Raw genomic sequence first — 12,309 nt, 5'->3', positions numbered from 1 at the left:
CCTCCCCCTTGCGGGGAAGGGACAAGCGCTCGATCCTTATCAACGAGTCGAACCGGTGGCGTCGGCCCCCGGCTTGATCGCCCATAGCTCCGTCGGCAGGCTCACCGGGGCGCCGGGCTTGTAGTCGGCCGAGTCCTGAATGTGCGAGGTGGTGAGGTAAATCGTGCCGTCCGGGCCCTCGCTCAGCGTATCGGGCCAGCGCAGCTGCGGGTCCTGCACCAGCGTGGTGAGCGGGGCGTCCGCCTTCGACAGGTCGCGCATCTTCACCGAATCGTCCTGCGGCGAGGTCACGATCATCCGCCCGTCGCGCCGGGTGATGAGGAGGCCGTCCGCCACGCCGTTCTCGCCGACCCGCGCCACCTTGCCCGACAGGCTCTTGTCCGAGAGCGTCTCCGGCACGAGCGAAGAGGCGGCCCAGCCGGTGAGCGCGTCGGTCGGCAGGCTGTAGAGCGTCTTACCCTTAATCGCCTGCCAGTAGAGCGTCTTGCCGTCGGGCGAGAGCGCGATGCCGTCGGCGGCGAACGTCACGCCGCGCCCGTCGGGCCGGCGCAGGGGCTTCCCGTCGTAGCTCACGGTCACCGACTTGTCCGGCATGGTCGAGGGATCGCCCGCGAGCAGGCGCTTGGCCGAACCGCCGTCGAGATCGACCACGATCAGCGCGCCCTCGGCCCCGGAATCGGTGAGGTAGGCGGTCTTGCCGTCGGGCGCGATGCGCACGTCGTTGAGATAGGAGCCCTGGAGCGCCACGGTCGAATCGAAGGGGATCGTCTTGATCACCTTGTTGGTCTTCAGGTCGATGCCGACGAGCTTCGGGCCGTCCTTGATCACGTGGGCCATGGCGGGCGCCGCCGCATCGACCACCCACAGCCGGTCCTGGGCGTCGGCCACCACGCTCTGCACGCAGACGAAATGGTCCTTGGGCGAGAGTTCGTCGGCCCGGGCATTGCGCCACGAATTCCAGCCCTCGTCGGGGTAGGGGACGGGCTTGCCGTCCTTCAGCTCGGCCACCGAGACCGGCGCGTCCTCGCTCCAGCGCGGGAAGTTGACGAACAGGCGCCCGTCGCGGGAGGCGGTGATGCCGGTGACTTGGTGCCCGAAGCTCGCGACCTTGGTGAGCTGCGCCGTCCCCTGCGCCAGGGCGGGCGGGGCTGCGGCGCCCGCGAGCAGCAGCGCGGCGAGCGCGAGGGTCTTGTGGGTCATGCCGGGGCCTCGAAGGTTGAGAAATCCTCCCCGGAACCGGCGGCTTTCCGGCCAAGCTCCCTCACGAAACCGTCAGGCTCCTGTTTCGTGTGCGGGAAGCGGGAGGATTCGGAACGGTTGAGGTTCGATGCTCGTTGAGAGCGCAGTTTTCTTGCCTTTGGAGGACGCCATGCGGACCACTCTTCTCGCCGCCGCCGCCCTGACGCTTGCCGGCCTCACCGGCGCCAGCGCCCAGACCACCGTGATCGAGCGCGACGCGCCGGATCGGGTCGTGGTCGATCGCCCCGCCACCACCTCCTCCACCACGGTCGAGCGCCGCGAGAGCACCACCACCGGCTGCTCCAGCAAGACCGTGACTAAGGAGAACGAGGTCGGCGACCGCAAGACGGTCACCAAGGAGTCGTGCGACTGATTCTTTTTGGGATTCTTTTGAAGTCCTGAAACGAAAGAACCCGCCGCGGGGGACCGCGGCGGGTTCTTTCGTTCGCCACTCCGTCATTGCGAGGCGGTCCGCCGGGACCGCCTCGGCATCCGCCTCACGCGTGCGCCAAAATCGCCAGCAGCAGCAGGGCGATGATGTTGGTGATCTTGATCGCCGGGTTCACGGCGGGGCCGGCCGTGTCCTTGTAGGGGTCGCCGACGGTGTCGCCGGTCACCGCGGCCTTGTGGGCGTCGGAGCCCTTGCCGCCGTGGTGGCCGTCCTCGATGTACTTCTTGGCGTTGTCCCAGGCGCCGCCGCCGGACGTCATCGAGATCGCGACGTAGAGGCCGGTGAGGATCACGCCGAGCAGCGAGGCGCCGACGGTCGCGAAGGCCTGTCCCTTGCCCGCGATCGCCTGGATCACGAAGAACAGCACCACCGGCATCAGCACCGGCAGGAGCGAGGGGACGATCATCTCCTTGATCGCCGCCCGCGTCAGCATGTCGACGGCCCGGCCGTAATCGGGCCGGTCGGTGCCCTGCATGATGCCTGGCTTCTCGCGGAACTGGCGGCGCACCTCCTCGACCACCGCGCCGGCCGCGCGGCCCACCGCCGTCATCGCCATGCCGGCGAACAGGAACGGGATCAGGCCCCCGAGCAGCAGGCCGACCACGACGTAGGGGTTGGAGAGCGAGAAATCGACGGTGACGCCCTGGAAGAAGCGGTACTGCGTCGGGCTGGCGTTGGCGATGAAGTAGTTCAGGTCCGAGGTGTAGGCGGCAAACAGCACCAGCGCGCCCAGCCCCGCCGAGCCGATGGCGTAGCCCTTGGTGACGGCCTTCGTGGTGTTGCCGACCGCGTCGAGCGCGTCGGTGGCCTTGCGGACGTCGGAGGGCAGGCCGGACATCTCGGCGATGCCGCCCGCGTTGTCGGTGACGGGCCCGAAGGCGTCGAGCGCGACGATGAAGCCCGCGAGCGCCAGCATGGCGGTGACCGCGATGGCGATGCCGAACAGGCCGGCGAGCGCGTAGGTGGCGATGATGCCCGCCACGATGATGATCGCGGGCAGAGCGGTCGATTCGAGCGAGATCGCCAGTCCCTGGATCACGTTGGTGCCGTGGCCGGTGACGGAGGATTCGGCGATCGACTTCACGGGCCGGAAGTTCGTGCCGGTGTAGTACTCGGTGATGACGACGATCAGCGCCGTGATGACGAGGCCGAGCACCGCGCACCCGAACAGGGCGCCGGAGGAGAAGGTGATGCCGGTGTTGGTCGTGAAGGTGGTCGAGAAGGCGCCGAACAGGGCGAAGTTCACCGCCGCGATGGCCGCGACCGAGAGCACGCCCGCCGCGATCAGGCCCTTGTAGAGCGCGCCCATGATCGACTGGTTGGCGCCGAGCTTCACCGCGTAGCTGCCGGCGATGGAGGTGACGATGCAGGCTGCCCCGATGGCGAGCGGATAGAGCATCATCGATTCGAGCACGGCCGGGTTGCCGGCGAAGAAGATCGCGGCGAGCACCATGGTGGCGACGACCGTGACCGCGTAGGTTTCGAACAGGTCGGCGGCCATACCGGCGCAGTCGCCGACGTTGTCGCCGACGTTGTCCGCGATGGTGGCCGGGTTGCGCGGATCGTCCTCGGGAATGCCGGCCTCGACCTTGCCGACGAGGTCGCCGCCGACATCCGCGCCCTTGGTGAAGATGCCGCCGCCCAAACGCGCGAAGATCGAGATCAGCGAAGCGCCGAAGCCGAGCGCCACCAGCGCGTCGATCACTTCACGGCTGCCCGGCGCGAGGCCGACGCCGCGGGTGAGATAGAGGTAGTAGAGGGCGACACCCAGCAGCGCGAGGCCCGCCACCAGCATGCCGGTGACCGCGCCCGACTTGAACGCCACGTCGAGCCCGCCGCCGAGCGACTGCGTCGCGGCCTGGGCGGTGCGGACGTTGGCGCGCACCGACACGTTCATGCCGATGAAGCCCGCCGCGCCCGAGAGCACCGCGCCGATCAGGAAGCCGATGGCGACCTTGATCCCGAGGAAATAGGCCAGCAGGGCGAAGAGGAGGATGCCGACGAGGCCGATCGTCAGGTACTGGCGCTTAAGATAGGCCTGCGCGCCCTCGGCGATGGCGCCTGCGATCTCCTGCATGCGCTGCGTTCCCGCGTCCCGTCGCATCACGTCGCGGATGGTCACGACACCGTAGGCGACGGCGCACAGCCCGCCCACGATGATCAGCAAGAGTGCGGTCATTCGTGCGTCCTTGGATTTATGATTGTGGTTTTCCGAGCCTGGCCGGGATGGCCTGGGACGTGCTGCTCGGGTTTTGGGCGCCCTCCCTGAAAGAGCGGAACTTGATTGCCAAACTTCAGCGGGGAGCGCAAACGCCCGGCGCGTTCGAACCCGGTTTGGACGGCAAAGTTGAACGATCGTTCCGGAATTTTACTTTTTGCGATGCAATCGATGCGACGCACAACGCCGGCGAATTGTATGAAATGATGCGCTCCGGGGTCGGGCATCTCGGGCCGGACCTGCACCGTCCCCGGGCGACACCCACGACGACGGCGTGGGTCGCCTGAGACGGTCATCGACGCCCCGTCGCGGGTGATGCTAAACGGTCCGCCCACACCGCAAGCCGAGCCGCCGTCCGTGAGCCAAGCCGAGATCGACGTCGCCGTCGAGGATCCCCGCTGGGAGGAGGCGGTGCCCGGCCTCGAAGCCTTTGCGATCCGCGCCGTCGAGGCGGGGCTCGCCGTCGCCCCCGATTCGCCGACCGGCCCGGTGGAAGTCAGCGTGCTGCTCACCGACGACGCGTCCGTGCGCGTGCTGAACCGCACATGGCGCGGCAAGGACAAGGCGACCAACGTCCTCTCCTTCCCGGCGCCCGCGCAACCCTCCCATCCCGGCGCGCCGCGCCCGCTCGGCGATGTCGTCCTTGCGTATGAGACGCTCGTGCGCGAGACTGGCGAGCAGTCGAAGCCGCTGGCGCATCATCTCGCCCATCTCCTGGTCCATGGCACCCTTCACCTCCTCGGACAGGACCACGAGACCGGCGAGGCGGAAGCCGAGGCCATGGAGGCGCTCGAAGTCGCCGCCCTTCGCACCCTCGACATCCCCGACCCCTACGAGGGGTGAATCGCGGCCGATCCGGCCGTCCCGATCCCTCCGATCCAGAGACCGATGACCAACGACCGAAGTCGCGGCGCGGCCCTTGCCGCGCCGACCGCCGACGCCGAACCGCCCCGCGAGGCGTGGTACGACCGTCTGCTCAGCGTCTTCCACCTGCGCCAGCGCGATTCGCTGCGCGCCGGCATCGAGGAGGCGCTGGCCGAGCCCGATACCGGCGAGGATGCGTTCTCGCCCCTCGAACGGGCGATGCTCAAGAACGTGCTGGGCCTGCACAAGGTGCGGGTCGACGACGTGATGGTGCCCCGCGCCGACATCGTCGCGGTCGCCGTCGAGACGAGCCTCGGCGACCTGCTCAAGCTGTTCCGCACCGCCGGCCATTCGCGCCTGCCGGTCTACGGCGAGACGCTCGACGATCCCCGCGGCATGGTCCACATCCGCGACTTCGTGGAATACCTCGCGGCGAAAGCCGAGGCCGGCCCGCGCCGCGCCCCGCCCGCCGCGGCGACCGCCGGTGCGCCGGATGCGGCGGCGGAGGCCAAGCCCGCCCCGCGGCCCCGGCGCCAGCCCGCGAGCCGCGCGCTGCGCGGGCTCGATCTCGGCAAGGTCGATCTGTCGGCCACGCTCGCCTCCACCCGCATCCAGCGCCCGGTGCTGTTCGTGCCGCCCTCCATGCCGGCGATCGACCTGCTGGTGCGGATGCAGGCGACGCGCACCCACATGGCGCTGGTCATCGACGAGTACGGCGGCACCGACGGGCTGATCTCGATCGAGGACCTGATCGAGATGGTCGTCGGCGACATCGAGGACGAGCACGACGTGGCCGAGGGCCATCTCGTCCACCGGATGGAGGGCGAGACGGAAGCCTTCGTGGCCGACGCCCGCGCCGGGCTCGCCGAAGTCGCCGAGACCACCGGCGTCGATCTCGTGGCGGCGGTCGGCGAGATGGCCGAGGAGATCGACACGATCGGCGGCCTCATCGTCACGCTGGCCGGCCGCGTGCCGTCCCGCGGCGAGGTGATCGCCGGCCCCGGCGACATCGAGTTCGAGGTGCTCGACGCCGATCCCCGCCGGGTGAAGCGGATCAAGCTCCAGCGGGCGCCGGCCAAGATCGGCACCGTGGTCCCGCTCGCCCTGCCGCCGCCGCGCAATCCGGTGGCGGACGGGCCCCAGGCCGCCGAATCCGGCCATTGATCGAAAACGAACCGTGAGCCGGTCATGAGAGCGAGGTCCGCCCGCGTGGTCGGCGATGGCGCACGCCCGAATGCGGCGCGCGTCGGCGTGCTCGACGGGCTGGCGCACCGGGTCATCCTCAGCCACGGCTGGGGCCGGTTCGGGCTCGCCGTCGCGGCCGGGGCGCTGGGCGCGCTGGCGATGCCGCCCTACGGGCTGTTTCCTGCGCTCATCGTCTCGCTGACCGTCGCCGTCTGGCTGATCGACGGGGCCACGGTCGGCGGCTCGCTCCGGCGCACGCTGCTGGCCGGCGCCGGGATCGGCTGGGCCTGGGGCTTCGGCTACTTCACCGCCGGCCTGTGGTGGCTCGGCGCCGCCTTCCTCGTGGAGGCGGACCAGTTCGCCTGGGCGATGCCGCTCGGCGTGCTCGGCCTGCCCGCCGTGCTGGCCGTGTTCTCCGCTCTTGGCTTCGCCGCCGCGCGGCTCCTGTGGTCGCGCGGGCCCGCGCGGATCGCCGCGCTCGCCGTCGGGCTCGCGGGGGCCGAGTGGCTGCGCGGGCACCTGTTCACGGGGTTTCCCTGGAACACGCTCGGCATGGCGCTGGGCTCCAACCTGTGGACGATGCAGGCGGCCTCCGTCATCGGGCTCTACGGGCTGACGCTGCTGGCGATCCTCATCGCCGCCGCACCCGCGACGCTCGCCACCGAAACCACCGCGCGCGGACGGCTCATCCCCTCGCTCGCGGCGCTCGTCGTCCTGGCGGCACTGGCCGGCTACGGCGCTCTGCGGCTGCCGGCCTCGCCCGATCCGACGGTGGCCGGCGTGCGCCTGCGGCTGATCCAGCCCAACGTGCCGCAGGACGCGCGCTTCCGCGCCGACATCCGCGACGAGATCGTGGGAAAATATCTGGAGATGAGCGACCGGGCGCTCTCGCCGGAGCGCACCGGCATTGCCGACGTCACCCACCTGATCTGGCCCGAATCGGCCTTCCCGTTCCTGATCCAGCGCGACCCGCAGGCGCTCGGGCGCATCGGCGCCGCGCTCCCCGAGGGCAAGCAGCTCGTCACCGGCGCGGCGCGGGGGCGCGAGCCGCTGACCCGCGAGAACGCGGTGTTCCACAACTCGATCCTGACCATCGGCCCCGGCGGGCGGATCGGCGAGGTCTACGACAAGGTCCATCTTGTGCCCTTCGGCGAGTATCTGCCGGGGCCGCTCGACGCCGCCTTGCGGGCGGTCGGCCTGCGCCAGTTCGTGGCGGTGCCGGGCGGCTTCACGCCGGGGAGCCGCGAGGGCCAGCGCATCCTCTCCGTCCCGGGCCTGCCGCCGGTGGCGGCGACGATCTGCTACGAGGCGATCTTCCCCGGCGCGATCCTGCCGCCGGCCTCCGGCGACGCAGCCCCCGCGGTGCCGGGGCTGATCCTCAACCTCACCAACGATGCGTGGTTCGGCGACACGCCGGGCCCGCGCCAGCACTTCGCGCAAGCCCGCCTGCGGGCGGTGGAGGAGGGGCTGCCGCTGGTGCGCGACGCCAATTCCGGCATCTCGGCGGTGGTGGACGGCCACGGCCGCATCCTGGGAAGCCTGCCGCTCGGCACCGAGGGCGTGCTCGACTCAAGCCTGCCGCAGCGGCTGCCGGGCCGCACCCTCTACGCGAGCCTCGGCGATCTGCCCTTCGCCCTGATGTGGCTCGCCGTGTTGCTGGCGGCGCTCGCCGGGCGTTTCCGCCGCGCCTGACGATCCGATCCGGTCATCGCGCCAGCGTCGGATTTAATCCCAACACTTATCAATCGACTGAGACACTTAGCCGTTGGAGCCCAATGCGCTCTCGGGCGTTTCAACCGTCAATGGGAGGCGCGGCCGGTCATGGGACCGCATCACGCGGCCTCCGGAGACGGGAATCTTCACCATGAAGCGTATTCTCACGGCCTCGGCCGCGCTCGTCGGCGCGCTGGCCTTCATGCCGGCGGGCGCGGACGCGCAGGGTCGCGCCGGCGTTGGCCTCGGCGGCGGCGGCGCCCTCGGAATCGGCGCTGGCGGCGGCGCCGGCTTCAGCGGCGGTGGCGGAGCGGGCCGGATCGGCGGTGGCGGCGCCATCGGCGGCGGCGGCTTCAACGGCGGCGGCTTCGGCAATCAGGGCTTCGCCCGCAACGTCGGCGCGCCGGGCCGGGTCGGCATCGGCCTCGGTCAGGCCGGCGCGCTCGGCATCCCGGGCAACAACGGCATCGGCGCGGGCCGCGGCTACGGCGCCGGATACGGCGTCGGCGGCCGGCCCGGATACGGCGCGGGCTACGGCTACAACCGCCCCGGCTACGGCTACGGCAACCGTTACGGCTGGAACCGCGGTCGCGGCTACGGCTACGGCGGCGTGGGTCTGGGCCTCGGGCTCGGCCTCGCGACGGGCGCCGCCCTCGGCTACGGCGCCGGGTACGGCTATCCGGGCTACGGCTACGGCGGCTACTACGACAACGGCTACTACGCTCCGGCCGGCTATTACGGCACCGAGACGGTGGTCGAGGCCGCGCCCGCCCGCGACGACGAGTACTGCGCCCGCCGCTTCAAGACCTACGACCCGGCGAGCGGCACCTACATCGCCAAGGGCGGCGTTCGCCGCTCCTGCCCGTAACGGGTCGCACGGGAGGCCGGCCCCGCCGGCCTTCCCATCGGCCCGAACGAAAGAACCCCGCCGACCTCACGGTCGAGCGGGGTTCTTCTTATGCCCCCGGGCGGCGAGAACCGCCCGGGGGAAAACGTCCAAAAAAACTACTCGGCGGCGACCTTGTGGGCCTGCGAGCCGTCGGCGTAGGTCTCGGGCGCGAGGCGCTTGCCCGGGGCGGCGCGGCCCGGCAGCGGCGGCAGGGCCTTGGCCTTCTCCAGATCGATCCCGGCGCCTTCCGCGACGCGGCGGCCGTAATCCTCGTCGGCGTGCCAGAAGTGCCAGACCATCCGCAGTTGGATCGGCTCGGGGCACTGCTTCATGTCGGCGACGAGGTTGGCGATCAGGTCGTCGCGCTCCCAATCCTGGAACGAGCGGTAGCGCACGCCGGCCTGGGTGTAGTCGTCCTCGGTACGCGAGGTCTGGTAGCGGCCCAGACGCCCCTCGACCGGCTGGTGATAGTCCTTCGCGGGCTTGGGCGCCTCGCGCAGACCCTCACTGAGCGTCGAGGGCTCGTAGTTGATGTGCTTGTTCGGGCCGGTGCCGTCCACCGCATAGGCCATCTGGCCGTCGCGCTGGTTGGAATAGACCTTCACGCCGGGCTGCGGCGCGTTGATCGGCAGTTGGAGGTAGTTGGCGCCGACGCGGTAGCGCTGCGTGTCCGAGTAGGACAGCGTGCGCCCCTGGAGCATCTTGTCGTCAGAGAAGTCGATGCCGTCGACCAGAACGCCGGTGCCGAACGCTGACTGCTCGACCTCGGCGAAGAAGTTGTCCGGCACGCGGTCGAGCACCATCCGGCCGACGGGGAGCAGCGGGAAGTCCTCGACCGGCCACAGCTTGGTGTCGTCGAGCGGATCGAACGACAGGTGGTCGTTCGGGCCGTCGGGCATGATCTGCACGCAGAATTCCCACTCGGGGAAGTTGCCGGCCTTGATGTTGTCGTAGAGGTCGCGCGTGGCGTGGCCGACATCCTTGGCCTGGATCTCGGACGCCTGCTGCGAGGTCAGGTTGCGCACGCCGAGCTTGGGCTCGAAGTGGAACTTGCACAGCACCGCCTCGCCCCGGTCGTTGACGAGCTTGTAGGTGTTGACGCCCGAGCCTTCCATCTCGCGGTAGTTGGCCGGGATGCCCCAGGGCGACTTGAGGTGCGTCACCATGTGGATCGACTCGGGGTGTTGGGCCACGAAGTCGAAGAAGCGCCACGCCTCCTGGCGGTTCGTCACCGGGTCCGGCTTGAACGCGTGGATCATGTCGGGGAACTTGATCGCGTCGCGGATGAAGAAAACCTTGAGGTTGTTGCCAACGAGGTCCCAGTTGCCCTCGACGGTCTTGAACTTCACCGCGAACCCGCGCGGGTCGCGCTCGGTCTCAGGGCTCTCCTTGGCGCCGGCCACGGTCGAGAAACGCACGAAGACCGGGGTCTTCACGCCGGTCTCGTTCAGCACGCGGGCGCGGGTGTACTTCGAGGCCGGCTCGTTGCCGATCTTGCCGTAGGTCTCGAAATAGCCGTGGGCGCCGGCGCCGCGGGCGTGGACGACGCGCTCGGGAATGCGCTCGCGGTCGAAATGGGTGATCTTCTCGATGAACTGGTAATTCTCGAGGGTGGCGGGGCCCCGCTCGCCGACCGTGCGCGTGCTCTGGTTGTCGCGGACCGGATGGCCCTGGCGGGTCGTCAGAATCGGGCGGTTCTCGCTCATGCGGTACTCTCTCCTCGGGTGGAACGGCGGGCGAACTGGCCCCGTGGGGCGGGCAATAGCCTGGAACCGTTCTGGGTTGGCGGTATGAACCCTGAGTGACCCATTGGCAAATGCATCGTCACAAAGAGCGTGATAGATGCAGTCTATGAATCTCTCCGGTCTCTCGCTCCGTGACCTCGAATACGTCGTGGCTCTGGCCGACGAGGGCCATTTCGGCCGCGCCGCCGAGCGCTGCAACGTCAGCCAGCCGACGCTCTCGGTGCAGGTGCGCAAACTGGAGAACCATCTGGGTCTGGCCTTGTTCGAACGCTCCAACCGCGGCGTGCTCCTGACGCTCGCCGGGCAGGGGATCGTCCGGCAGGCCCGCGTGGTGCTGGCCGAGGCGCAGCGCCTGCTGGCGCTCGCGGTGGAGGGCCGCGGCTCGCCGCTGACCGGGCGGCTCGTGCTCGCCGCGATCCAGACGCTCGGGCCCTACTACTTCCCCCTGATCCTGCGGCTGCTGCGCCAGGAATTCCCGCTGCTGACGCTGGCGCTGTCCGAGGCCCGCACCGCCGAGATCCTCGACGGCCTGCGCGACGGGCGCATCGACGCGGCGCTCCTCTCGCTGCCGGTGGCGGCCTCGGGGCTGACGCTGTCGCCGCTCTTCGTCGAGCCGTTTCGGCTGGCCTGCCCGGTCGATCACCCGCTGGCGCAAGGCGCGCCGCCGCGGGCCGACACGGTGGGCGGGCCCGACCTCCTGCTGCTGGACGAGGGCAATTGCCTGCGCGACCAGACCATCGCGGCCTGCGGCGCCCCGCGGGCGGTCGGGCGCCACGCCACCAGCCTGGAGACCCTGCGCTCGATGGTGGCGGCGGGCGCGGGCTACACCCTGATCCCGGCGCTCGCGGTTCCCCCCGGCCCCGACCCGAGCGGCCTCACCGTCACCCGCGCCTTCGAGGGGGAGGGGCCCGGCCGCACGGTCGCGCTCGCGTGGCGCTCCAGCGACCCGCGGGCGGCGGGGCTCGCCTCGCTCGCCGCGTTCTTTCGGATGCACGCGCCCGCGAACACGCGGGCGTTTCGGGAGGAAGAAGCGTTGGCGGACGGCGCCTCAGCCTGACGCCGACAGCCCCCCGATCCGCTCCGCCGCGAACCGCTCGCGCAGCCACGCGGCGGCGGGGCCGCAGGGGCGTTGCTTGTGCCAGACCAGTTCCAGCGCGATCGGCCAGTCGCCCTGGTCGAACTGCAGGTCGGGCGTGACGAGGTAGGGCGCCGTCAGCGAGGCGGCGATGACGTGGTCGGTGACGAAGGCCCAGCCGATGCCGTGCTTGACCATCTCGAGGATCACCCAGTGGCTCTCGACCCACCACACCTCGGCGGCGACGCGCAGGCGGCGCTTTTCCGGGCCGTCGCTGCGGGCGGCCACCAGAATCTGGCGGTGGCGCTTCAGCTCCTCCCACTCCACCCGCTCTTTCGCCAGCGGATGGTCGCGCCCGCAGACGAGCTTGAGCGGCACCCAGCCGATGGTCTGAAAGCCGAGTTCGGTCGGCAGCACCTCCTGGCGCCACATCACGCCGAGATCGGCCGCGCCCGACTGCACCATGCGGCTGACGTCCTCCATCAGCGGAAACAGCAGTTCGAGTTCCACGAAGGGGAAGCGCGCGGCGAAGTCGGCGAACAGGGCGCCGAGCGCATGCTCGGGATAGAGTTCGTCGATGGCGACCACCAGCCGGCTCTCGACCCGCCGCTCCAGGCTGCGCGCCACGCCGATCAGGTGCTCGCGCCGGTCGAGCACCACGCGGGCCTCCGACAGCAGCCGCTCGCCCGCGGGCGTCAGCACCGGGTTGCGCCCCGCTCGGCTGAACAGGTCGAGCCCGAGATCGGCCTCCAAATTGGCCACCTGCGTGCTGACCGCCGACTGCGCCTTGCGCAAGGTGCGCGCGGCCCCGGAGAACGAGCCGGCCTCGGCCGCCGCGACGAAAGCCTGGAGCTGATCGAGCGAGACAGTCATCTATCTGGATTTCCGATACGTCCTAACTTGAGACCCGGACTATGGCAGATAGAACGC

At 70.3% G+C, this 12,309-nt stretch carries 11 protein-coding genes; 7 read left to right on the top strand and 4 right to left on the bottom strand.

Annotated features, from left to right (window positions below; translation table 11 throughout):
- Window positions 1-39: 39 nt before the first annotated feature.
- Entirely contained in the window at window positions 40-1,200 is a 1,161-nt protein-coding gene (locus tag AAHG03_RS10860) for an L-dopachrome tautomerase-related protein (RefSeq protein WP_342150665.1), read from the bottom strand.
- 169 nt (window positions 1,201-1,369) lie between these two features.
- Here AAHG03_RS10860 and AAHG03_RS10855 point away from each other — a divergent pair, with 169 nt between their 5' ends.
- On the top strand, window positions 1,370-1,612 hold the full coding sequence (locus AAHG03_RS10855) for a hypothetical protein (RefSeq protein WP_342150664.1): 243 nt from the start codon (window positions 1,370-1,372) through the stop codon (window positions 1,610-1,612).
- Window positions 1,613-1,736: 124 nt separating this feature from the next.
- Here AAHG03_RS10855 and AAHG03_RS10850 read toward each other — a convergent pair whose 3' ends face one another.
- Complete coding sequence (locus AAHG03_RS10850) at window positions 1,737-3,869, bottom strand: sodium-translocating pyrophosphatase (protein ID WP_342150663.1); 2,133 nt, start codon at window positions 3,867-3,869, stop codon at window positions 1,737-1,739.
- Window positions 3,870-3,916: 47 nt separating this feature from the next.
- Here AAHG03_RS10850 and AAHG03_RS10845 point away from each other — a divergent pair, with 47 nt between their 5' ends.
- The 5 genes from AAHG03_RS10845 (at window position 3,917) to AAHG03_RS10825 (ending at window position 8,538) form a co-directional block, all read left to right on the top strand.
- Entirely contained in the window at window positions 3,917-4,195 is a 279-nt protein-coding gene (locus AAHG03_RS10845) for a hypothetical protein (RefSeq protein WP_342150662.1), read from the top strand.
- Between the two features lie 70 nt (window positions 4,196-4,265).
- Window positions 4,266-4,751 carry an rRNA maturation RNase YbeY gene (gene ybeY / locus AAHG03_RS10840; RefSeq protein ID WP_342150661.1) on the top strand — a complete coding sequence of 162 codons (486 nt, stop codon included), beginning with the start codon at window positions 4,266-4,268 and terminating at the stop codon, window positions 4,749-4,751.
- A gap of 45 nt (window positions 4,752-4,796) precedes the next feature.
- Window positions 4,797-5,936, top strand: a complete 1,140-nt coding sequence (locus AAHG03_RS10835; RefSeq protein WP_342150660.1) for a hemolysin family protein — start codon at window positions 4,797-4,799, stop codon at window positions 5,934-5,936.
- 24 nt (window positions 5,937-5,960) lie between these two features.
- Window positions 5,961-7,649 carry an apolipoprotein N-acyltransferase gene (lnt, locus tag AAHG03_RS10830; RefSeq protein ID WP_342150659.1) on the top strand — a complete coding sequence of 563 codons (1,689 nt, stop codon included), beginning with the start codon at window positions 5,961-5,963 and terminating at the stop codon, window positions 7,647-7,649.
- Between the two features lie 172 nt (window positions 7,650-7,821).
- The gene (locus AAHG03_RS10825; RefSeq protein WP_342150658.1) at window positions 7,822-8,538 is read left to right on the top strand and encodes a BA14K family protein; all 717 of its coding nucleotides are present in this window, start codon (window positions 7,822-7,824) and stop codon (window positions 8,536-8,538) included.
- 137 nt (window positions 8,539-8,675) lie between these two features.
- On the opposite strand, the gene AAHG03_RS10820 is transcribed toward AAHG03_RS10825, so the two are convergent.
- Entirely contained in the window at window positions 8,676-10,265 is a 1,590-nt protein-coding gene (locus tag AAHG03_RS10820) for a catalase (protein WP_342150657.1), read from the bottom strand.
- 145 nt (window positions 10,266-10,410) lie between these two features.
- Between AAHG03_RS10820 and AAHG03_RS10815 the strand changes: the two genes are divergently transcribed.
- Window positions 10,411-11,361 (top strand): LysR substrate-binding domain-containing protein, encoded by a 951-nt coding sequence (locus tag AAHG03_RS10815; RefSeq protein ID WP_342150784.1) that lies wholly within the window; start codon window positions 10,411-10,413, stop codon window positions 11,359-11,361.
- On the opposite strand, the gene AAHG03_RS10810 is transcribed toward AAHG03_RS10815, so the two are convergent.
- A complete protein-coding gene (locus tag AAHG03_RS10810; RefSeq protein WP_342150656.1) occupies window positions 11,353-12,252 on the bottom strand; it encodes a LysR family transcriptional regulator in 900 nt (299 codons plus the stop codon). The two genes, AAHG03_RS10815 and AAHG03_RS10810, sit on opposite strands and share 9 nt — an antisense overlap.
- Window positions 12,253-12,309 lie beyond the last annotated feature (57 nt).

The organism is Methylorubrum subtropicum, assembly GCF_038442325.1.
Classification (GTDB): domain Bacteria; phylum Pseudomonadota; class Alphaproteobacteria; order Rhizobiales; family Beijerinckiaceae; genus Methylobacterium; species Methylobacterium subtropicum.
This window is presented reverse-complemented; position numbering and strand designations above follow the sequence as displayed.